This window comes from Coralloluteibacterium thermophilum (genome assembly GCF_042654365.1).
Lineage (GTDB): Bacteria > Pseudomonadota > Gammaproteobacteria > Xanthomonadales > Xanthomonadaceae > Coralloluteibacterium > Coralloluteibacterium thermophilum.
In genome coordinates this window covers 138,321-159,985 of the sequence record NZ_JBHSGG010000029.1, presented here as the reverse complement: position 1 = coordinate 159,985, position 21,665 = coordinate 138,321, and the positions used below count along the sequence as shown (strand labels likewise).

At 73.8% G+C, this 21,665-nt stretch carries 18 protein-coding genes; 13 read left to right on the top strand and 5 right to left on the bottom strand.

The genetic code is table 11. The features are described from left to right. Positions 1 to 50 precede the first annotated feature (50 nt). The 5 genes from folK to pgi all read left to right on the top strand — a co-directional run bounded on the left by folK (position 51) and on the right by pgi (position 4,358). Positions 51 to 578, top strand: coding sequence for a 2-amino-4-hydroxy-6-hydroxymethyldihydropteridine diphosphokinase (gene folK, locus ACFO3Q_RS10575; protein WP_377004665.1), 528 nt, complete (start codon positions 51 to 53; stop codon positions 576 to 578). Positions 579 to 603: 25 nt separating this feature from the next. Beyond that, positions 604 to 1,425, top strand: a complete 822-nt coding sequence (panB, locus tag ACFO3Q_RS10570) for a 3-methyl-2-oxobutanoate hydroxymethyltransferase (RefSeq protein ID WP_377004639.1) — start codon at positions 604 to 606, stop codon at positions 1,423 to 1,425. A 74-nt stretch (positions 1,426 to 1,499) separates the two neighbouring features. Then, the gene (gene panC, locus ACFO3Q_RS10565; protein ID WP_377004638.1) at positions 1,500 to 2,342 is read left to right on the top strand and encodes a pantoate--beta-alanine ligase; all 843 of its coding nucleotides are present in this window, start codon (positions 1,500 to 1,502) and stop codon (positions 2,340 to 2,342) included. A gap of 127 nt (positions 2,343 to 2,469) precedes the next feature. Further along, a complete protein-coding gene (gene panD / locus ACFO3Q_RS10560) occupies positions 2,470 to 2,850 on the top strand; it encodes an aspartate 1-decarboxylase (protein ID WP_377004637.1) in 381 nt (126 codons plus the stop codon). Continuing rightward, entirely contained in the window at positions 2,850 to 4,358 is a 1,509-nt protein-coding gene (gene pgi / locus ACFO3Q_RS10555; RefSeq protein ID WP_377004636.1) for a glucose-6-phosphate isomerase, read from the top strand. The genes panD and pgi overlap by 1 nt, the downstream gene beginning before the upstream one ends. Before the next feature lie 87 nt (positions 4,359 to 4,445). Here the strand turns inward: pgi and ligB are convergent, their stop codons facing one another. After that, positions 4,446 to 6,164, bottom strand: a complete 1,719-nt coding sequence (gene ligB / locus ACFO3Q_RS10550) for an NAD-dependent DNA ligase LigB (RefSeq protein ID WP_377004635.1) — start codon at positions 6,162 to 6,164, stop codon at positions 4,446 to 4,448. Between the two features lie 323 nt (positions 6,165 to 6,487). Between ligB and ACFO3Q_RS10545 the strand changes: the two genes are divergently transcribed. The 6 genes from ACFO3Q_RS10545 (at position 6,488) to ACFO3Q_RS10520 (ending at position 13,768) form a co-directional block, all read left to right on the top strand. Then, positions 6,488 to 7,945 carry an NAD(P)H-hydrate dehydratase gene (locus ACFO3Q_RS10545; protein ID WP_377004634.1) on the top strand — a complete coding sequence of 486 codons (1,458 nt, stop codon included), beginning with the start codon at positions 6,488 to 6,490 and terminating at the stop codon, positions 7,943 to 7,945. Further along, on the top strand, positions 7,942 to 8,409 hold the full coding sequence (tsaE, locus tag ACFO3Q_RS10540; protein WP_377004633.1) for a tRNA (adenosine(37)-N6)-threonylcarbamoyltransferase complex ATPase subunit type 1 TsaE: 468 nt from the start codon (positions 7,942 to 7,944) through the stop codon (positions 8,407 to 8,409). The genes ACFO3Q_RS10545 and tsaE overlap by 4 nt, the downstream gene beginning before the upstream one ends. Positions 8,410 to 8,516: 107 nt before the next feature. After that, a complete protein-coding gene (locus tag ACFO3Q_RS10535; RefSeq protein ID WP_377004632.1) occupies positions 8,517 to 9,977 on the top strand; it encodes an N-acetylmuramoyl-L-alanine amidase in 1,461 nt (486 codons plus the stop codon). A 40-nt stretch (positions 9,978 to 10,017) separates the two neighbouring features. Next, the gene (gene mutL / locus ACFO3Q_RS10530; RefSeq protein WP_377004631.1) at positions 10,018 to 11,841 is read left to right on the top strand and encodes a DNA mismatch repair endonuclease MutL; all 1,824 of its coding nucleotides are present in this window, start codon (positions 10,018 to 10,020) and stop codon (positions 11,839 to 11,841) included. 69 nt (positions 11,842 to 11,910) lie between these two features. Continuing rightward, positions 11,911 to 12,870, top strand: a complete 960-nt coding sequence (locus ACFO3Q_RS10525) for a DUF1684 domain-containing protein (RefSeq protein ID WP_377004630.1) — start codon at positions 11,911 to 11,913, stop codon at positions 12,868 to 12,870. 1 nt (position 12,871) lies between these two features. After that, the gene (locus tag ACFO3Q_RS10520) at positions 12,872 to 13,768 is read left to right on the top strand and encodes a TraB/GumN family protein (RefSeq protein ID WP_377004629.1); all 897 of its coding nucleotides are present in this window, start codon (positions 12,872 to 12,874) and stop codon (positions 13,766 to 13,768) included. A gap of 459 nt (positions 13,769 to 14,227) precedes the next feature. Here the strand turns inward: ACFO3Q_RS10520 and ACFO3Q_RS10515 are convergent, their stop codons facing one another. The 4 genes from ACFO3Q_RS10515 to ACFO3Q_RS10500 all read right to left on the bottom strand — a co-directional run bounded on the left by ACFO3Q_RS10515 (position 14,228) and on the right by ACFO3Q_RS10500 (position 19,310). Then, on the bottom strand, positions 14,228 to 15,532 hold the full coding sequence (locus ACFO3Q_RS10515) for an NTP/NDP exchange transporter (protein WP_377004628.1): 1,305 nt from the start codon (positions 15,530 to 15,532) through the stop codon (positions 14,228 to 14,230). Positions 15,533 to 15,628: 96 nt separating this feature from the next. Then, positions 15,629 to 16,075: an RnfABCDGE type electron transport complex subunit B gene (locus ACFO3Q_RS10510; protein WP_377004627.1), complete on the bottom strand. Its 447-nt coding sequence runs from the start codon at positions 16,073 to 16,075 to the stop codon at positions 15,629 to 15,631. Between the two features lie 55 nt (positions 16,076 to 16,130). Then, a complete protein-coding gene (locus ACFO3Q_RS10505) occupies positions 16,131 to 17,465 on the bottom strand; it encodes an amino acid permease (RefSeq protein ID WP_377004626.1) in 1,335 nt (444 codons plus the stop codon). A gap of 129 nt (positions 17,466 to 17,594) precedes the next feature. Next, positions 17,595 to 19,310, bottom strand: coding sequence for an alkaline phosphatase (locus ACFO3Q_RS10500; protein WP_377004625.1), 1,716 nt, complete (start codon positions 19,308 to 19,310; stop codon positions 17,595 to 17,597). Between the two features lie 298 nt (positions 19,311 to 19,608). Here ACFO3Q_RS10500 and ACFO3Q_RS10495 point away from each other — a divergent pair, with 298 nt between their 5' ends. Beyond that, positions 19,609 to 20,184, top strand: a complete 576-nt coding sequence (locus tag ACFO3Q_RS10495) for a Maf family protein (protein ID WP_377004624.1) — start codon at positions 19,609 to 19,611, stop codon at positions 20,182 to 20,184. Further along, complete coding sequence (gene rng / locus ACFO3Q_RS10490) at positions 20,181 to 21,662, top strand: ribonuclease G (RefSeq protein ID WP_377004623.1); 1,482 nt, start codon at positions 20,181 to 20,183, stop codon at positions 21,660 to 21,662. Before ACFO3Q_RS10495 ends, rng begins: the two co-directional genes overlap by 4 nt. Positions 21,663 to 21,665: the final 3 nt, after the last annotated feature.

Genomic DNA, 21,665 nt, shown 5'->3' with positions numbered 1-21,665 from the left:
CGCCGGCGGCGCGGCCGCGGCGAGGGCGCACCGGCGCCGGCCCCGTGAGGGTGCGCGCGCACGTCGGCCTCGGCGGCAACCTGGGCGACGTGGCGGCGAGCTTCGACTCCGCGCTGCACATGCTCGACACCCTGGCGGACACGCGGGTGGCGGCGGTATCGCGCCGCTACCGCACGCCGCCCTGGGGCGAGACGGCGCAGCCGCCCTTCCTCAACGCCGTGGCCGCGCTCGACACCGCGCTCGCGCCCGAGGCGCTGCTGGACGCCCTGCTCGACATCGAGCGCGCGCACGGGCGCGACCGAGGCGCGGATGCCCTGCGCTGGGGGCCGCGCACGCTCGATCTCGACCTGCTCACCTACGGCGAGCGCAGCATCGACACGCCGCGCCTGACCCTGCCGCATCCGCGCATCCACCAGCGCGCCTTCGTGCTGGTGCCGCTGGCCGAGGTCGCGCCCGGGCTGCTGCTGCCGGGGCAGGGCAGGGTGGAGGCGCTGCGCGATGCACTCGGGCAGGACGGCATCGTTGCGGTCGAGGCGGGCGCGCCGCTTGCGTCGTCGCCGTCGGCGACCGGACCATAGCCGCCCTCGCCGAGGAGCCCCAGCCATGTACGCAGACACCGCAGCCGCATCCGCGCGCAAGCCCGTGACCGTTCCCCAGCTGCGCGGCTTCAAGGCGGAGGGGCGGCGGATCGCCGCGCTGACCTGCTACGACGCCGGCTTCGCGACCGCGCTGGAGGAGGGCGGCATCGACGTCGTCCTGGTCGGCGACTCGCTGGGCATGGTGGTGCAGGGGCAGTCCAGCACCCTGCCGGTGACGGTGGCCGACGTCGCCTACCACACCGCCTGCGTCGCCCGCGCGCTGCACGCGCCCCTGCTGATGGCGGACCTGCCGTTCCAGGCCGACGCCACGCCCGAGCGTGCGCTCGATGCGGCCACGCGCCTGCTCCAGGCCGGCGCGGCGATGGTGAAGATCGAGGGCGCGGGACCGAAGCTGGAAACGATCCGCTTCCTCGTCGAGCGCGAGATCCCGGTCTGCGCCCACCTGGGCCTGACGCCGCAGTCGGTGCTGCGCCTGGGCGGCTATCGCGTCCAGGGCCGCGAGGCCGAGGCGGCGGCGCGGCTGCGGCAGGATGCGTGCGCCGTGGCGGAGGCCGGTGCCGAGGCGCTGGTGCTCGAATGCGTGCCCTCGGCGCTGGCGGCGGAGATCACCGCGGACGTACCGGTCGCCACCATCGGCATCGGCGCAGGGGCGGCGTGCGACGGCCAGATCCTCGTGCTGCACGACCTGCTCGGCCTGGGCGCGCGGCGCCCGCGCTTCGTCAAGGACTTCCTCGCCGGGGGCGGTTCCATCCGCGGCGCGGTGGAGGCCTATGTCGCCGCCGTGCGCGACGGCAGCTTCCCGGGCCCCGAGCACGCCTACGCCTGAGCCGCCGCCGGGACCGGCGCCGTCCGCCCGCAGCCCACACTCCCGAAGCACGACCCGCTCCCCGAGGATTCCCGATGCTCACCGTCCGCACCGTGTCCGACCTGCGTGCCGCCGTCGGCGGCTGGAAGCGCGCCGGCGAGCGCGTCGCCTTCGTCCCCACGATGGGCAACCTGCACGCCGGGCACTTCTCGCTGGTGGCGCTGGCGCGCCGCCAGGCCGACCGCGTGGTCGCCAGCGTGTTCGTCAATCCCACGCAGTTCGGGCCGAACGAGGACTTCGAGCGCTACCCGCGCACGCCGGACGCCGACGCGGTCGGCCTCGCCGACGCGGGCTGCGACCTGCTGCTGCTGCCGTCTGTCGAGCAGATGTACCCGTTCGGGCCCGAGCGCTGCGTGCGGGTGCGGGTGCCCGGGCTCAGCGACGTGCTCGACGGCGCCCACCGCCCCGGGCACTTCGACGGCGTGGCCACCGTGGTGCTGCGGCTGCTCAACATGGTGCAGCCGGACGTGGCCGTGTTCGGCCGCAAGGATTTCCAGCAGGTGCGGGTCATCGAGTACCTGGTGCGCGACCTCTCGCTGCCGGTTTCCATCCTCGCCGCGGAGACGCAGCGGGAGCCCGACGGGCTGGCGCTGAGCTCGCGCAACCAGTACCTCTCCGCGGAGGAGCGGGCGCGGGCGCCGGAGATCCACCGCACCCTGCAGTTCGTGCGCGAGGCCGCGCAACGCCGCGTTCCGCTGGCAGAGATCGAGGCCGAGGCGCACCGCCGCCTGGCCGCCGCCGGCTTCGAGGTGGACTACGTGGCGCTGCGGCGGGCGGACGACCTGGCGCCGGCCGCGTCGCTCGACGACGGCGGCGTGGTGGCCCTGGTCGCGGCCCGACTGGGGCGCACGCGCCTGATCGACAACCTGCTGCTCTGAGCCGCAGCCTGAACGGGGCCTGGGCCTTGCAAGCCGCCCTTCGCGCTCCCATTTGCGGCGGTGCGGTATGCATTCCTAGACTATGCGGCTACCCCAGCCTGCGTTTCATCGCCATCCGGAGCACGCCATGCAGCTGACCCTGCTCAAGGGCAAGATCCACCGCGCCTCGGTCACCCACGCCGAGCTGCACTACGAGGGCTCCTGCGCGATCGACGCGAACCTGCTGGAGCTCAGCGGCATCCGCGAGTACGAGCGGATCGAGATCTACAACATCAACAACGGCAAGCGGTTCGCCACCTACGCGATCCGCGCCGAGGCCGGCAGCGGCGTCATCTCGGTCAACGGCGCCGCCGCGCACCAGGCCGAGGTGGGCGATCTCGTCATCATCTGCGCCTATGCCGGCATGAGCGAGAGCGAGGCGGCGGAGTTCAAGCCGAAGCTCGTGTACGTGGACGGCGAGAACCGGATGACGCACACCAACGACGTCATCCCGGCGCAGGCCGCCTGATGTCCGCCGCGCTGGCGGCACTGGCACCCCACGCCGCGCGGCTCGCCGCCGCACGGATTCCCGACCTCGTCCAGGCCGAGCCCGGCCGTGCGGCGCGCATGCTGCGCGCCGGCCCGATCGGCATGAGCCTCGCGCGCCAGAAGCTCGACGGCGACGCGCGTGCGGCGCTGCACGCGCTGGCGGACGCCGCGGGCCTGGTACCGGCCTTCCGGCGCCTGTTCGACGGCGAGATGGTGAACGCCTCGGAGCGCCGGCCGGCGCTGCACAGCGCACTGCGTTCGGACCTGGGGACGAGCGATACCGCGCGCGCCGCGCATGCGCAGGCCGTGCAGGCCCGCGAGCGCATGCGTGCGCTGGTCGCGGCGCTCGAGGCCTCCGAGGTCACCGACGTGGTCAACGTCGGCATCGGCGGCTCCGACCTCGGCCCGCGCCTGGTGGTCGACGCCCTGGCGGAGTTCGGCACCGGCCGCTTCCGCCTGCACTTCCTGAGCAACGTCGACGGCAGCGCCGCCCAGCGCCTGCTCGCGGGGCTCGATCCCGAGCGCACCGCGGCGATCCTCGTGTCCAAGAGCTTCGGCACCCAGGAGACCCTGCTCAACGGCGCCGTGCTGCGCGACTGGCTCGGTGGCGCCGGGCGCCTCTACGCGGTCAGCGCCAACGTGCCCAGGGCCGAGGCCTTCGGCGTCGCCGCCGAGCGGGTGCTGCCGATGTGGGACTGGGTCGGCGGGCGCTATTCGCTGTGGTCGGCGGTCGGGTTCTCGATCGCGCTGGCCATCGGCATGGAGGGCTTCGAGGCGCTCCTGGCCGGCGCCGCGGCCATGGACGCGCACGTGCTGGAGGCGCCGGTCGAGGACAACCTGCCGGTCCAGCATGCCCTGCACGGCGTCTGGAACCGCAACGGCCTGGGCTATCCGACCCACGCCGTGCTGCCCTACGACGAGCGCCTGGCCCTGCTGCCGGCCTACCTGCAGCAACTGGTGATGGAGAGCCTGGGCAAGCGCGTCGCCGCCGACGGCAGCGCCATCGACCACGCCACCGTGCCGGTGCTGTGGGGCGGCGCGGGCACCAATTCGCAGCACAGCTTCTTCCAGGCCCTGCACCAGGGGACCGACATCGTCCCTGCCGACTTCATCGGCGTGGCGCGGCCGTCGCATCCCTTCGCCGACAACCACCGCGCGCTGCTCGCCAACCTGCTCGCGCAGACCGAGGCCTTCGCCAACGGTGCCGACGTCGACGACCCGCAGAAGGTGTATCCGGGCGGGCGGCCGTCCACGCTGCTGCTGCTGGATGCGCTGACCCCGGAGAGCCTCGGCGGCCTGATCGCGCTGTACGAGCACAGCGTCTATGCGCAGTCGGTGCTGTGGGGCATCAACGCCTTCGACCAGTGGGGCGTGGAGCTGGGCAAGAAGATCGCGGGCGATCTGCTGCCGGCGCTGGCGGGCGAACTCACCGGCCCGCTCGATCCCGTCACCGCCGCGCTGATCGACGCCATCCGCGCGCGCGGCTGAGCCATCCAGGCGGCGCGCCGATGGCTCGGCGCGCGCATCTTCAGGTCGCGGAAGGGCGACGGGCCGCCGACCTTGCGCCGCCGGTCGCTACCGACCCACGCCCGCTCCGCCCGCAAGGGCGGTCGTGCCGGCGTCCTCGGGCTGCACGGCGGGAGCCGGAAACCCTGCAATCCCGAACCCGCCGAGCGCCGCCGCGGCCGCCTGCAGCTCGGGATGCGCGAAGAAGGCTTCGAGCGCACGCGCACGGCCGGGGCCGATCCCGGGCAGGCGTTCCCAGGCCGCCGCGTCGCGGGTCGCGCGCGACGCGAAATCGCCTGCATCCGCATCGAAGCCGGGTGGTGCTCCGAGGGCGCGCAGCCAGACATCCAGCCCTCGGGTCCGCGCCACGGGTGCCACCGCCGCGAGGCGCGCGCCAGGATTCGGCGGTGCGCTCGTCCCGCTCCATGCCAGCCAGTCGACGAGGTTGCCCAGTGCGCCGCTTCCGACTGCCGCCGCCCAGGTCCCGCGCCCGATCCCGCGCAGGCCGAGCTGCCGTCCGAGCCATTCCGCGCGTGCCAGGAACTGCTCCCCGCAACCCGGGGTCGGCCGAAAGCAGCTGAGCATGTGGTGCGCTGCCGGATCCGGCGCCACGACGGTCCCGCGCAGCGTCGCTCGCCAGGCCACGCGCTCCAGTCGGGGACTGGTGCCGCCGGCGAGCGACACCACCACCGTGTCGCCCGGGAGCACGTCGAGGGCCTGCCAGCGCGCCAGCGAGCCCAGCGACACGCGCCGGATGCTGCGTCCGTCCAGTTCCACCGGCTCGAGCTCGAGCCGTGGTGTGATGCGTCCGGTGCGGCCGATGGGGAAATCCATGGCGCGCACTGTCGCCAGCGCCTGCGTGGCAGGGTGCTTCCAGGCCAGCGCGTCCGCCGGCGGCAGCGGATCGTCCGGGGCGACCGCGGCGCGACGGTCGGAGCGCAGCACCACGCCGTCGGTGGCGAAGGGCAGCGGTCCCTGCAGCCACGCTGCACGCTGCCGCTGCGCCTGGGCGCTATCGCGCACGCGGACGGCATGGGCCGCGGCCTCGGGAAAGCCGAGGTCTGCCAGGGCGTGCAGGCGCGCCTCGACGCCGTGCGGGCCGGCCGGCCAGTCCCAGACGAACAGGCCGATGTGCCCGCGCGCCTCCGCATCGAGTTCCGTGCGCGCGAGGGCGCCGGCGACTCGGCCGCGGTGGCCGGCGCTGCCCAGCTGCGCCTGCACGTGGCCGGGCGCATGCCAATAGAGCTCGCCCTGCACGACCAGCACCGGCGGTGCCCGGTCGAGGCGCCGAGGTATGCGTGCCAGCTCGCGCACGTGCGCGCTCCAGTCGAGCCCCGCGGTTCCGTCGCCGCGGCTGATGGCGCGGGCGAGTTCGCCGTCGCGATAGACGAGGGTGACCGCCACGCCGTCGACCTTGGGCAGCATCCAGACCGCGCCGTGCCGCGCGAGGAAGGCCGCGACCTCACCATCGCCGCCCTTGCGCAGGCCGCGCTGGCGGTAGGGATGGCGCAGCGGTCCCGTGGCCGCGGCCAGCGGCCCGGGTGGCGCATCCAGGTGGAAGCAGGTGCGCCAGGCCGTCTCGCGCTCGCGCGCCTGGTCGTAGGTGGCGTCGTCGACCAAGGCAGTGCCGTCGGCGTGGTAGGCGACATCCCAGGCCTGCAGGCGTTCGACCAGGGCGGCGTGTTCCGCGCGGGCGCGCTCCGGCGTCCAGTCCGGACAGGCGGCATCGGTGTCCTCGATGCCACAGACGATGGCCAGCAGCGCGGCCACCCGCAAGAGCAAGACCATGGCTCCGCGGGAGCGCGTGCGCAGCGTGGACGGAAGACTCGGCATGCCGCCAGCCTGGGCAGGGGCAGCCGTGCTGCCGACCGGCGGCGTCGGCGGTCGGGGGTAGGAAAACCACGTGCCCGCGGGTGAGGCGGCCCCGCATCCGCCACCGGGCGCGCCGTCCGCCCGGGAGCGCGTCGTGTGCTTTCGGCGCGCTGCGAAGCGGCCTCGGATGGTCGAGACAGGCCGCGTCCCGCCCCGAGGCTCGCGCCCGCAATGCCGGCTCCTCATCGCTGACGACCCACGCATCCATCCCAACGGGATACACGCTCTAGAATCCACCGATGTTTCGCGGCCAGCCTCTCTACCGCACAGCCGACCTCCGCGCGCTCGAACGTGCCTCGCGCGACGTGGTCGCCGAACCTGTCCTGATGCAGCGCGCCGCCGCGGCGGCGTGGCGGCACCTGCAGGCGCGCTGGCCGGACGCGGGCCGTCTGCTCGTGGTCTGCGGCGGCGGCAACAACGGTGGCGACGGCCACCTGCTGGCGGCGCTGGCCCATGCCGCGGGACGCGAGGCGACGGTCCTGGTTCCTGCGGGGACGCAGCCGCGCGGCGAGGCCGCCGAAGCGGCCTGGCGCGCCTGGGACGGACCGCGGAGGGCGTTCGACGGTGCGCTTCCGGCGGACGCGGACCTGATCGTGGACGCGCTGTTCGGCATCGGGCTGACGCGGGCACCGCGCGACGAGGCCGCCGCCCTGATCGCGGCGATGAACGCCGCGGGCCGACCGGTGCTGGCCCTCGACGTGCCGTCGGGCCTGGACGCGGACACCGGCGCCGCGCCGGGCGCGGCGGTGCGTGCGGACGCGACGGTCGAATTCCTGCTCCCCAAGCGCGGCCTGCGCACCGGTCGCGGGCCCGCGCTCGCCGGTACCGTGTACTGCGAGCGCCTGGACCTGCCCGACCTGCTCCCGGAGCTGGAGAACGCCGCGCGCTGCATCGCCGCGCCCGAGCTCGGGCACTGGCTGGCGCCGCGGCCGCGCGACGCGCACAAGGGCGACCACGGGCACGTGCTCGCGATCGGCGGCGACCACGGGACCGGCGGCGCGCTGGCGCTGTGCCTGCGGGCGGCGCTGCGCTCGGGGGCGGGCCTCGTCAGCGGCCTGACCCGGCGCGAACACGTCCCGGCCCTGCTCGCGCAGCAGCCGGAGATCATGGCGCACGCGGCGGACGCGCCGGATGCCGCGCCCGACCTCCTGACTCGCGCGGACGTGGTGGCCGTCGGGCCGGGCCTCGGCCGCGGCGCCTGGGGGCGTGCGTGGTTCGCCCGCGCACTCGCGGCGGGCCGTCCCCTGGTGGTGGACGCCGATGCGCTGAACCTGCTCGCGGAGGCGCCGCGGCGTCTCGACGATGCGGTGCTGACCCCGCATCCGGGCGAGGCCGCGCGCCTGCTCGGCATCGGCACCGCCGAGGTGCAGGCCGACCGCTTCGCCGCGGCCGCGGCGCTCGCCGAGCGCTACGGCAGCGTGGTGGTGCTGAAGGGCAGCGGCAGCCTCGTCGCGGCGCCGGGCCGGACGCCGCGGGTGGTGGCGGCGGGCAACCCCGGCATGGGCAGCGGCGGCATGGGCGACGTGCTGACGGGCGTGATCGCCGCCCTGCGCGGACAGGGGCTGGACGCCTTCGAGGCGGCCTCCTGCGGCGCGCTGCTGCATGCGGCGGCGGCGGACCTCGCCGCGGCCGACGGCGAACGCGGCCTCGCCGCGAGCGATCTGCTTCCCACTCTCCGCAGGCTTGCCAACCCATGAACGCGCTCGAACGCTTCCTGCCCGATGCCGAGGCCACCGCGGCGCTCGGCGCGACCCTCGCACGGCACCGTCCCGCACGCGCCGTGGTGCACCTGGAAGGCGACCTCGGTGCCGGGAAGTCCACGCTGGCGCGCGCGCTGCTGCGCGCGCTGGGCGTGACCGGCACCATCCGCAGCCCAACCTACACCCTGGTCGAGCGCTACCCGCTGGAGGGCGGCGACGAGGCCGCGCACCTCGATCTCTACCGGATCGGCGACGCGGGGGAACTCGACTTCCTCGGCCTGGACGAACTCGCGGGGCAGGCGGGCCTGTGGCTGGTGGAGTGGCCCGAGCGCGGCGCCGCGGCGTTGCCCGCGCCGGATCTGGCCGTCGCCCTGCGCCTGCACGGCGACGGCCGCATGGCCCGCCTGGCGGCCCTGTCGCCGGCGGGCGCGGACTGGCTGGCGCGCGTGGAAGGGGCGTGATTTACAGCCTGAATCTTAGCTAAGTATGAGGAAGAACCGGCAGGCTACGGATAAATAAGGCAAATTTCGTATTGCTTTTACAAAATCCGGGTGCTTCAATCGCGCCCATGTCCAGGGGCCTGCCATCGCTGCTGTCCACGACGTTGCTGGCGCTCGCCGGCTGCTTCGCGTGCGCGGCCTCGCTCGCGACGGAGCTGCGCAGCCTGCAGGTGGTGGATGCGGAGTCGCACACCCGCGCCGTGCTCGAGCTCGACGACGTCGGCGAGCACACCCTGTTCACCCTGCAGAACCCGCATCGCCTCGTGGTGGACCTCAAGGGCGCGCGCCTGGCCGGCGGATTCCGTGCGCCGGCGCCCAACGGCGTCGTCGCCGGCGTCCGCACCGGCACGCCCACCGAGGGCGACCTGCGCGTGGTGTTCGACCTCGCTTCCAGCGTGCAGCCGCGCAGCTTCGTGCAGCGCAGCGGCGGCGTCAGCCAGCTCGTCCTGGAGCTCCGGGGCGAACCCGGCCGGGCCGCCGCCGTGGCCTCGGCGACGGCCACTGCCGTGGAGGCCGCCGCGACCGCCGTGGTGCCCGCCGCGGGCGCCGTCGCCGCACCGGCCGCCGCGCGCACCATCGAGGACATGTTCGGCGGCAACCAGCGCGACCTCGTCATCGCCATCGACGCCGGACACGGCGGTCGCGATCCCGGCGCCATCGGCGCGGCCGGCACGCGGGAGAAGGACATCACCCTGGCGGTGGCGCGCGAGCTGGCGCGCATCGTCGATGCGGAGGAGGGCATGCGCGCGGTGCTGACCCGCGACCGCGACGTGTTCATCCCTCTGCAGCGCCGCTACCAGATCGCGCGCGAGGCGCGGGCGGACCTCTTCATCTCGATCCACGCCGACGCCTCGCCGCGCGAGGCGCCCTCGGGCTCGTCGGTGTACGTGCTGTCGCACCGCGGCGCATCGAGCGAGGCCGCGCGCTGGCTCGCCGACAAGGAGAATGCCGCCGACCTCGTGGGCGGCGTGAGCCTTGAGGGCAAGGACGGCGTGCTCGCCTCGGTGCTGCTCGACCTGTCGCAGAGCGCCACGATGAAGGCCTCCGACGATGCGGCGCGCCACGTGCTGCAGGGCCTGCGCCAGCTCGGCAAGACCCACAAGTCGAACGTCGAGTACGCCAACTTCGTGGTGCTGCGCTCGCCGGACGTGCCCTCGATGCTGGTGGAGACCGCCTTCATCAGCAACCGCGAGGACGAGCGCCGCCTCAACGATCCCGCGCACCGCGCGCGGCTCGCCCAGGCGCTGCTCGGCGGCATCCGCGGCTATTTCAATTCGCAGCCGCCGCCGGGCACGCTGTTCGCGGCGCGGGCGGAAGCGCGCGGCTCCGGCATCGAGCGCGAGCACCTCGTCGCGCGCGGCGACACGCTTTCCTCCATCGCCGCGCGCCACGGCATCAGCCTGGCGAGCCTGCGCTCGGCCAACAACCTCACCGGCGACACCGTGCGCGTGGGCCAGCGCCTGCGCATCCCCGCCGGCAGCGGCGTCCCCGCGGGCGGCGCCTTCGCCGGCACCGGCGGTCCGGGCTGACACCCTCTACAATCGACGGCCGTCCGCCTGTGGGACCGCCGTGCCGATCCGACCGCTTCCCGACCTCCTCATCGACCAGATCGCCGCCGGCGAGGTGGTCGAGCGGCCTGCTTCCGTGGTCAAGGAACTGGTCGAGAACGCGGTCGACGCCGGCGCGCGCCGCATCGACGTGGAGCTGGAGGAAGGCGGCATCCGCCTGATCCGCGTGCGCGACGACGGCTGCGGCATCGCCGCCGAGGAGCTGCCGCTGGCGGTCTCGCGCCATGCCACGAGCAAGATCGCGAGCATGGACGACCTGGAGGCGGTCGCCACGCTCGGCTTCCGCGGCGAGGCGCTGCCCTCCATCGCCGCGGTCAGCCGCTTCGCGCTCACCAGCCGGGCCGCGGGTGCCGAACACGGCGCCCGCCTGGAGATCGACGGCGGACGCGCGCAGCCGGTGGTTCCGCATCCGCATCCCTTCGGCACCACCATCGAGGTGCGCGAGCTGTTCTACAACGTGCCGGCGCGGCGCCGCTTCCTGAAGGCCGAGCGCACCGAGCTCGGGCACATCGAGGACTGGCTGAAGTCGCTGGCGCTGGCGCGCCCGGACGTGGAGCTGCGGGTGGCGCACAACGGCCGTCCGACCCGGCATTACCGCGCCGCGCAGGACTCGGCGGCGCGGCTGGCGCGTGCGGCGGAAGCGCTCGGCGGCGAGTTCGGCGCCGCCTGCCTGGCCGTTTCCCAGACCAGCAGCGACGACCTGCGCCTGTCCGGCTGGATCGGGCTGCCGAGGGCCTCGCGCAGCAGCCCCGACCAGCAGTACCTGTTCGTCAACGGCCGTGCGGTCCGCGACCGCACCATCGGCCACGCGGTGCGGCAGGCCTACGCGGACGTGCTGTACCACGGTCGCCATCCCGCCTACGTGCTGTTCCTCGAACTCGACCCGCGCCGCGTCGACGTCAACGTGCATCCCGCCAAGCACGAGGTGCGCTTCCGCGACGGGCGGCGCCTGCACGATTTCGTCTACCGCACCCTGCAGGAAGCGCTCGGCGCCGCGCGCGCCGGCGGCGAGGGCGGTCACGTGCCGCTGCCGGCGTCCGACGGCGCGCGTGCGCCGGACGGCGCCAGGGCGTCCGGCGGCATGGGCTGGGGCCGGGCGGTGCCACAGCAGCCGGGCATCGCGCTGGCCGTGCGCGAGCAGTTGCCCGCCTATGCCGCGCTGTACGGCCCGACGACCGCCGAGCGGGCGCCGCTGCCGGAGGCGTCCAACGTCGCACTGGCACCCGAGGATCCCGCCGCCGCGCCGCCGCTGGGCTTCGCCATCGCCCAGCTGCATGGCGTGTTCGTGCTGGCCGAGAACGCCGAGGGGCTGGTGCTGGTGGACATGCACGCGGCGCACGAGCGCATCACCTACGAGCGGCTGAAGGCCGCCCATGCGGGGGAGGGCATCCGCAGCCAGCCGTTGCTGGTGCCGCTGGCCCTGGCGGTCAGCGAGCGCGAGGCGGATGCCGCCGAGCAGCATGCCGAGGCGCTGGACGCGCTCGGCTTCGAGCTGCGCCGGGCCGGCCCGCAGTCGCTCACGGTGCGCGCGGTTCCGGCCATCCTCGACGGTGCGGATCCACGCCAGCTCGCGCTCGACGTGCTGTCCGACCTGGTCGAGCACGGCAGCACGCGGCGCATCGAGGAAGCGCAGAACGCCCTGCTGAGCACCATGGCCTGCCACGGCTCGGTGCGCGCCAACCGCAGGCTCACCCTGCCGGAAATGAACGCCCTGCTGCGCGACATGGAGGCGACCGAGCGTTCGGGCCAGTGCAACCATGGACGGCCCACCTGGGTGCAGTTGAGCAAGGCCCAGCTCGACGGGCTGTTCATGCGCGGGCGCTAGGGACGCGCGCGGCAGGCGGCGCGCATCCTGCTAGATTCGTCCGCTGCTCGCGGACATCGGGGAGGACGCATGAGGGAAGGGGGAATCGCGCGCGCTGCGGGCGTCGGGCTTGCGCTGGTCGTACTGGCCGTGCTGACGGGATGCGGACGCACGTCGGAGGCGCCCGCGCGGCCGGACGCGGCCGAGACGCGCGAGCGGCAGGCCTACCGCGCGGAGATCGAGCAGTGGCGGCGCGAGCGCCTGCAGGCCCTGCGCCGGCCCGATGGCTGGCTGTCGCTGGTGGGCCTGCACTGGATCGAGCGCGGCCCGCACTACGCCGGTGCGAGCGGCGGCAACGGCATCCGCCTCGCGACCGGGCCCGCGCACCTGGGCATGTTCGACCTGCGCGAGGACGGCAGCGTGCGCTTCACGCCAGACCGGCGCACGCCGGTGACGGTCAACGACGTGCCGCTGCGTGGCCCCGTGGTGCTCGCCGGGGATGGCGGCGGCCAACCGGACGTGCTGGGCTTCGACGACGGTCACATGAGCGCCGTGCTGATCGAGCGCGGCGGGCGCGTGGCCCTGCGCGTGCGCGACGCGCGGGTCGCCGCGGCCTCGCCCCTGCAGGCGGTGCCGGCCTACGGGATCGACCCGGCCTGGCGGATCGTCGCGCGCTTCGAGCCGCATCCCGAGCCGCGCACGCTGGAGATCCCCAGCGTCGTCGGCACGATCGAGCGCATGTCGAGCCCCGGCCAGGTGCATTTCGAGAAGGACGGCGCCGGCTTCACCCTCCAGGCGCTGGAAGGCGAGGACGGCGCGCTGTTCCTGATCCTCGCGGACCGCACCAGCGGGCACGACACCTACGGCGCCGGGCGCTACCTCGACGCACCGCGCCCCGACGCCGCGGGTCGCACCGTGCTCGACTTCAACAAGGCGATGAACCCGCCGTGCGCGTTCACCGCCTACGCCACCTGTCCCCTGCCTCCGCCGGAGAACCGCCTGGAGCTGGCGGTGACCGCCGGCGAGAAGCGCCTGCCACGGGAGTCCTGAGATGCATCGCCTGTTCGGTTTCCTCGTCGCCGCCCTGTCCGCCCTGGGCGTGGCGGCGCCCGCCGCCGTCGAGGCCCGGCCCGTCCCCCTGCTGTGGCAGGTCGAGACGGCCGACGGGCGGACCCACGCCCTGCTGGGCTCCATCCACGTCATGCGCGCCGAGGACTACCCGCTGGCGCCCGCGGTCGAGGAGGCCTTCGCGCGCGCCGGGCACGTGGTGTTCGAGCTGGATCCCACCGAGGCGACCTCGCCGACGACCGCGCTCCGCCTGGCCACCGCCGCGCAGGCGCCGGCAGGCGAGGACCTGGCCAGCCTGCTCGGCAGCGACTATGCGTCGTTCGAGCGCGTGGCCGCGGCGCAGGGCGTGCCCGCGGCCGCCCTGCGCGGCATGCGCCCGTGGTTCGCCAGCCTCACGCTGGCCCTGAGCGCCGCCTCGCGCGCCGGTCTCGAATCCAGTCGCGGCGTGGACATGGTGCTGATGCAGCGGGCGCGCGAGGCGGGCAAGCGGACCTCCGGCCTGGAGCGTGCCGACGACCAGATCCGCGCGCTCTCCGGCGCGCCGCTGCGCGAGCAGCTCGCCGGTCTGCGCCGCGTGGTCGCCGAACCCGCGCGCCTGCACGAGGACGTGCTGCGCCTGCACGCGCTGTGGCGCGCGGGCGATGCCGACGGGCTGGTCGCGGCCGTCGCCGAGGAACTTGCCGAGCAGCCGGAGACCTACCGGCGCATCAACGTCGAGCGCAATCGCGCATGGCTGCCCAGGGTCGAAGCCTTGCTCCGCGGCGACGACGACGTGCTGATCGTGGTCGGCGCACTGCATCTCGTGGGCGACGACGGCCTCGTCGCCGCCCTGCGGGAGCGCGGCTGGTCCGTGACGCGGGTTGTCGAGGCCGAGAAGTGAGTGGAGAGACGTGAGAAACGAGAGGGGCAGTCGCGCTTCTCTTGTTTCGCACTCCTCAGGTCTCGCTCCTCGCAGCAGAAGCGCCCCCTCCCAACCTCCCCCGCTTCGCAGGGGAGGAGCAGGTGGGGCTGAGACATGAGTGGGGAGGAGTGAGAAGCGAGGGCAGGTCGTCGCTTGTTCTCTCGTCTCTCACTTCTCGATCTCTCTCCTGCAAAAGCGCCCCCTCCCCAGCCCTCCCCCGCTATCCGCGGGGGAGGGGGCTGACAGGCCGAGGAGTGAGTGGAGGGAGTGAGGGTGCGCAACCTCGCATCTCCCGGTTTCTCACTTCTCGATCTCTCTCCTGCGCAAAGCGCCCTCTCTCCAGTCCTCCCCGCTGCCCGCGAGGGAGGGGGCTGACAGGCCGAGGTGTGAGTGAGGGGAGTGAGGTGCGCAACCTCGCTTCTCTCGGTTTCTCACTCCTCATGTCTCACTCCTCGGCTGTGCCTCGTTCTCCCCGGCACGCCGCGCCTGGGCGCGGGCGAGGGCGCCGCCGGTGCCCGCCCAGACCAGGGCGAGGCCGGCACCGATGACGGCGGCGACGGCGGGGTTCGAGGCGAGCATGTCCACGGCGGCCTTGACCCAGGCGCTCACTGCATCCGCCCCGCGGTACACCACGGTGTCGATGAAGTTCTTGGCCTTGTACTTGGCCTCGGCCGTCAGCACGGTGAACAGCATTTCCCGGCCGGGACGGACCAGGGCGTACTCGCCCGCGCGCCGCACCACCATGACCACCGCGAACACCGCGAAGACCGGGGCGAAGGCCAGCCAGAGGAAGCCCGCGGCCACCACCAGCGGTACCGCGACGAGCAGCACCCCGACCCCCAGCCGCCGTGCGAGGCGACCCGTGATGAAGAGCTGGGTGAGGATGGCGAGCGTCTGCACGATGGCGTCGAGCGTGCCGAAGACCCGCGTCTGCTCGGTGCGGTCGCTGAAGGTCTCGGCCACCAGGCGCGCCTGCTCGAAGTAGAGGAAGGTGGTGACGCTCGCCAGCAGCAGCACGAAGGCGCCGATGCCCAGCAGGTAGGGCGAGCGCAGGACCGTGGTGGCGCCGGCGAAGGGGCTGCCGCCGAGCGGGCGCGCGCGCGCCAGTTCCTCCTCCGGCCCGAAGGGATGCGCATCGCGCCAGCGCTGCAGCGCGTGGCCGGCCACCGCCGAGCCGAGCAGGAAGACCAGCGACAGCCACATCAGGCCCGAATGGCCGATCGGCCCGACCAGCTGGATGGCGAGGAGCGGCCCGGTCAGGCCGCCGAGGCTGGCGCCGGCCACGGTGAGGGCGAACAGGCGCTTGGCCTGCTCGACCGTGAAGACGTCGGCGAGCACGCTCCAGGCCACCGAGATGGTGAGCATGTTGAAGACCGAGATCCAGATGTAGAACGCCCGCGCGATGCCGACGTTGTCGGGATCCGCCGAGAAGGCGATGGCGAACAGCACCAGGTGGCTGGCGAAGAAGGCGTAGGTCCACGGCAGGATGCGCCGCCGCCGCACCTTGGAGGCGATGCTGCCGAACACCGGCAGCGCGACCAGCATGGCGACGAAGGTGCCGGTGAACAGCCACTGCAGGTTCTCGACGCCGCCGGCCACGCCCATGGTCTCGCGCACCGGCCGCAGCATGAAGTAGCCCGCGAACAGCAGGAAGAACATCGAGAAGCCGGCGAGCACCGCGCCGGTCTCGCCTGCGCGGGCGCCGAACAGGCGCAGCAGCCAGTTGCCGTTCGCGTCGCTCATGCGGAATGCCCCCGGGGCGTGGCGGCCGGGCGGCCGGGAAAGCTGCGGCTGGGCATGTCGGACCTCGCGAGGGGACGGGGATGCGGCGGCCCGAGCTTACCCGGCGAGTGTGTCAGCGCCCCCTGCCGGAAGTGGCTCGAAGCCCGTGCGCGGGCGCGGGTGGATGCAGTCGACCGGACAGGCCGGAATGCACAGGTCGCAGCCGGTGCAGGCGTCCGGAAGGATGGTGTGCATGCGCTTGGGCGCGCCGATGATGGCGTCCACCGGGCAGGCCTGGATGCACTTGGTGCAGCCGATGCAGACCGCCTCGTCGATCACGACGACGTGCGGCGGCCCCTCCTGGCCGCACTCGGGGTCGAGCGGCCTCGCCGCGCGGCCGAGCAGGGCGGCCAGCGCGCGGATGCCGGCGGCGCCGCCCGGCGGGCAGCGGTCGATGTCGGCCGCGCCGTCGGCGATGGCCTCGGCGTAGGGGCGGCAGGCCGGATAGCCGCAGCGCGTGCACTGGGTCTGCGGCAGCAGCGCATCGATGGCGGCGATGCGCATGGCGCGTGTGTCGTCGGTGCCTTGCATCGGCTCGGGCCCGCACGCGGGCGGCGGTCTACTCGGTGGCGGTTGCGGGCGCGCGCGGCGCGAACAGGCGGAAGCCGATCCACGCCACCACCGCGATGGCAAGGGCGCCCAGGGCTTCGGCGCGCGGCGAGCTGAGGATCAGCAGCGCGCAGGCGACGATGGCGCCGCAGCCCAGCACGCGGTCGCCGATGCCCGGCCGGTGGCCGGGCGTGCCCACGATGAGGGTCAGGCCCGCCGCGGCGTAGACCACGGTCACCAGCAGCACCGCCATGTTGATGATGGTGCCGAACTGCTGGCCGATGGTCGGCGCGCTGGTGATCCAGGCGAGCGCGCTCATCGCGATCACGATGATGGTCAGCCCGCTCGCGGCGGCGCCGTTGCGGTTGTAGCGGCCGAACACCGCCGGCAGCAGCCCGCGCTGGGCGGCGCGCGCACCGGATTCGCCGGTCACCAGCATCCAGCCGCCGAGCGTGCCGGTGGCCTTGAGCGCCGCGGCGCCGGCGATCAGCAGGGCCGCCCACGGGCCGAACACGCGCATGGCGACCTCGGCGAAGGGCGCGCTGGAGCTGTGCAGCACCTCGGCCGGGACGATGCCCATGACCAGCACCGAGCTCACCACGTAGACCGTCCCGGCGATCAGGATGCCGCCGAGCGTGGCCAGCGGGACGTTGCGCGACGGGTTGCGCACCACGCCCGCGACCATGGCGCTGGTCTCCAGGCCGATGAAGGCCCAGAAGATCGGCGCCAGCGCGCCGAAGGTCAGGGAGAAGTCCGACTGCGCCTCGGGGTTTTCCTCGTTCCAGTCGGCGCCGGTCGTGTTCCAGGCGGCCTCGAAGGTGTCGGCGTCGAAGCTCGTCCAGCCGCCGCCCAGCACCATCAGCACCGGCAGCAGGCCGAGCACGAGGCAGAAGGACTGGAAGCGCGCGATCGGCTTCGGGCCGAGCAGGTTCAGCGCGAACACCAGCCAGAGCAGGCCGATCTGCCCGTACACCTGCAGCTCGGCACCCTGCCATGCCGCGGGCAGCAGCACCACGAGGTAGCCGATCGCGGCGACGGCGATGGCGTTGTTGCCGATCCACGAGGACAGCCAGTACAGCGTGGCGGAGAGGAAGCCGGCATCGCGGCCGAGCGAGGGCGTGACGTAGTCGGCAGGGCTCTCCAGGTCGGGGCAGGTGCGCGCCAGCCGCGCGAAGGTCATGCCGAGCACCGCCGCCAGCACCGTCGCCAGGATCCAGGACAGCGCGGTGATGCTGCCCATGCCTGCGAGGCTTGCCGGCAGCAGGAAGAAGCCGGAGCCGATCATGTTGTTGGCGACCATGAAGGTCGCGAGCAGCGGGCCGATGCGGCGGGTGGGTTCGGTCATGCGGATCCCCGTTGGTGCCGCCGGCGTCCCCGCGGCGGAAGGGGCGAAGGGTAACCCGTGGCGGAGCGCCAGGGGCGATGGGCGGGAGGGGAGGCGGGCCGGCGCGGGCGTCGCGCCGGCCCGTTCCGGTCAGTCCGCGTCGCGGGCCGCGGCCTTCCTCAGGGCGGCCGCGTGGTCCGGCAGGCGCACCGGCACGCCGTCGGCGTCGCAGGCGCCCAGCTCGCAGAGGGTGCGGCGCAGGGCCGGCTGGCTCTGCACGATGAAGTGGTGGATGACGTTCTGCTCGACCACGCCGCGCACCGCCTCGGCGCCCGGGCCGCTGGCGTACAGGCCGACGTCGTCGCCGCTGTGCGTCTCGCTGCCGAGCGGGAACAGCGCCGGCTGCACGAAGTCGGGGGCCTCGGTGTCCACGCCGGTGAGGTCGGCGCCGGCATCCGCGGGCCGCCATTCGCGCGGTTCGCGGTCGCCGACGTAGCGCTTGGCGCCCTCCGGCTGGAGGTCGTTGGCCCCGGCGTACCCCGGGCCGTTGGCGTAGCTGAGGGTGGTGTAGGGCCGCCCGAGCGCGTCGCGCGCCGGTGCCGGCAGGGCGTCCTCGCCGGCCATGTTGCGGATCACCTTGCCGAGGATGGGGTTGCCGCGCACCGGGTAGCCGCCGAAGGACAGCACGTGCCCGTGGTCGGCGGTCACCAGGATCAGGGTCTCGTCCTCCGAGGTCATCTCGCGTGCGGTGCGCACTGCGTCGGACAGGGCGATGGTCTCGGTCAGCGCGCGGAAGGCGTTGCCCGCGTGGTTGGCGTGGTCGATGCGCCCGCCCTCGACCATCAGGAACCAGCCCTCGGGGTGGCGCGCGTCGAGCGCGGTGATGGCGGCCCGGGTCATCTCGGCGAGCGAGGGCTCGCCGGCGCGGTCGTCCGCGCGTTCGTGCTCGTAGCGCATGTGGTCGGGCTGGAACAGCGCCAGCACCTTGGGCGTGCGCGCGAAGTCGGTGGCGTCGAACTGCGCCCGGTTCCACAGCCATGCCCCGTCCGGATGCCTGGCCTGCCACTCGGCGACGAGGTTGCGGCCGTCGCCGCGCCGGCCGGGGATGCCGTACTCGGGGTCCGCCACCTCCGCCGGCAGCATGGCGAGGCGCCCGCCGCCCATGACCACGTCGATGCCGTCGCCGAACGGGAACTCGACCAGCTGCGCGGCGAGGTCGGTGCAGCCGGCCTCGCGCGCGGCCTGCGGGATCGCCAGGTCGTATTCCCAGTTGCGGTCCGGCGAATGGCCGTAGGTCGCGGCGGGGGTGGCGTGGGTGATGCGGGTGGTGGTGACCACGCCGGTGCCGAGGCCGGCGATCTTGGCCAGCTGCAGCACGCTCAGGCGCGCCGCCGCCCGCGAGGCCTCGCAGGCGGCGCGCGGGCTGGTCTGGTCGATCCCGATCACGCCGGCGCGCGTCTTCACGCCCGCCATCATGGCGGTCATGGTGCCCGCCGAATCCGGCGTCTGCTGGTCGGTGTTGTAGGTCTTGGAGAGGGCGGTGTGGGGGAAGCGCTCGAAGCTGAGGCGGTTCTCCTCGCCGGCCTGCCCGCGGCGCTGCCCCTCGAGGATGCGGGCCGCCGCGACCGTGGTGAGGCTCATGCCGTCGCCCACGAACAGCACGACCTTCTGCGCCGACGCGCGCCCGGCGCCGTTGTTGTGCGCCGTGGCCGCGCCCGACAGGTACCACCATTCCGGCGTCTCGCCGGCGGGATGCTCGATCGGCGGCACGTCGATCTGGCGGGGAGCGAGGGGAGCGGAACGGTGCGGGGCGGCGCAGCCGGCGGCCAGCATGGCCGCCGCCGCCGCAAGGAGCGTGAGGCGCATTGGATCTCGGGGATGGCGGAAACGGGCGGCCGCCGCGGCGGCGCCGGCGATTGTACCGGTGGAGTGTGACCGTCGGCCCTGCCGGGGCGCGTCGTCCGCTTCGGGAGGGGGCGATGCGGTCCGGATGCGCGCCGGACAGGGCGCGGCCGCGCGGGGGCGGGCCGGGGCAACCGGGGCGCGCCGGGTGTACCTGCCGCTCCTGCCGGGACGGCCGTCGGCGGCATGTCGTCCCGTCCCGGGCCCTCGCGGCCTGCGCCGAGGATCGTTGCGTCCATGAGGCCCGGGTATGCTTCCGCCCATGCTGCTTCTCGCCTCGCAATCTCCCCGCCGCCGTGAACTGCTCGCCCAGCTCGGCGCCGTCTTCCAGGTCGTCGACGTCGCGGTGCCGGAGGTCCGCGCCGACGGCGAGGCCGCCGCCGACTACGTGCTGCGGGTCGCCGGCGACAAGGCACGCGCGGGCCTCGCCCACGCCGGGCCCCACGACGTGGTGCTGGGCGCCGACACCGAGGTCGTTCTGGAGGAGCGGGTGTTCGGCAAGCCCGCCGACGCCGCCGAGGCGCGCGCGATGCTCGCCGCGCTGGCGGGCCGCACCCACACCGTGATCAGCGCGGTCTGCCTGGTCTCCCGCGACCGCAGCGCGCACGCCGTCTGCGCCAGCCGGGTGCGCTTCGGCCCGCTGCGGCCGGCCGACATCGACGCCTACGTCGCCACGGGGGAATGGCGAGGCAAGGCGGGGGGCTATGCCATCCAGGGCCGCGGCGGCGCTCTGGTCGCCCACCTGGAGGGCAGCTACAGCGGCGTGATGGGCCTGCCGCTGTACGAGACCGCCGGCCTGCTGCGCGGGTTCGGGCCCTGCGCGGAGCGCGCCGCGTGAGCGAGGAACTGCTGATCAACGTCACCCCGCGCGAGACGCGCGTGGCCCTGGTCGAGAACGGCATGCCGCAGGAGGTGCACATCGAGCGCGCCTCGCGCCGCGGCTACGTCGGCAACATCTACCGCGGCCGCGTGCAGCGGGTGATGCCGGGGATGCAGGCGGCCTTCGTCGAGATCGGCCTGGAGCGTGCCGCCTTCCTCCACGCCTCCGACATCCTGCGTCCGCCGCCGGCGCTGGCCGACGGCAACGGCGATCCGCCGGCGCCGGCGCCGACCCCGTCGATCACCGAACTGGTGCGCGAGGGGCAGGAGATCACCGTTCAGGTCGCCAAGGACCCCATCGGCAGCAAGGGCGCGCGGCTGACCACCCAGCTCAGCATTCCTTCGCGCTACCTGGTGCTGCTGCCGTACTCGCAGGTGATCGGCGTGTCGGCGCGCATCGAGGACGACGCCGAGCGCGCGCGCCTGAAGGGCATCATGGCGGACCTCATGGCGCCCTCCGGCATGGGCTGCATCGTGCGCACGAATGCCGAGGGGCAGGGGGAGCCGGCGCTGGCGGAGGACGTGGACTACCTGCTGCGCGCCTGGGAGCTGGTGCAGGTCGGCAGCCAGCGCGCCCGCGCCGGCCAGCGCATCTACGAGGACCTGCCGCTGCCGCTGCGCGCGCTGCGCGACCTGCTCAACTCCGACATCGAGAAGGTGCGGGTGGACTCGCTCGACACCTTCGAGCGCATGTGCGACTTCGCCAGCCAGTTCACCCCGGATTTGGCCGACAGGCTGGAGCATTACCCGGGCGACGTGCCGATCTTCGACCTCTACGGCGTGGAGGACGAAATCCAGCGCGCGATGCGCCGCGAGGTGCTGCTGAAGTCCGGCGGGCACCTGGTGATCGACCAGACGGAGGCCATGACCACGGTCGACGTCAACACCGGTTCCTTCCTCGGCCAGCGCAACCTCGAGGAGACCGTCTACCGCACCAATCTCGAGGCCGCCCAGGCGGTCGCACGGCAGCTCCGGCTGCGCAACCTCGGCGGCATCGTCATCATCGACTTCATCGACATGGTCGACCCCGAGCACCGGCGGCAGGTGCTGCGCACGCTGGAGAAGGCGCTCTCGCGCGACCACGCGCGCACCAACGTGCACGACTTCTCGCCGCTCGGGCTGGTCGAGATGACCCGCAAGCGCACCACCGAGAGCCTCGAGCGCCAGCTCTGCGAGCCCTGCGCCCACTGCGGCGGGCGCGGCAGCATCAAGACCGCGGAGACCGTCACCTACGAGATCTTCCGCGAGATCACCCGTGCGGTCCGCCAGTTCGAGGCCTCGCAGCTGATGGTGCTGGCCTCGCCCAAGGTGGTGTCGCGGGTGCTGGAGGAGGACTCCGCCGCGGTCGCGGAGCTGGAGGAGTTCCTCGGCAAGTCCATCCGGTTCCAGGCCGACGACCAGTACGCGCAGGAGCAGTACGACGTCGTGCTGCTGTAGCCG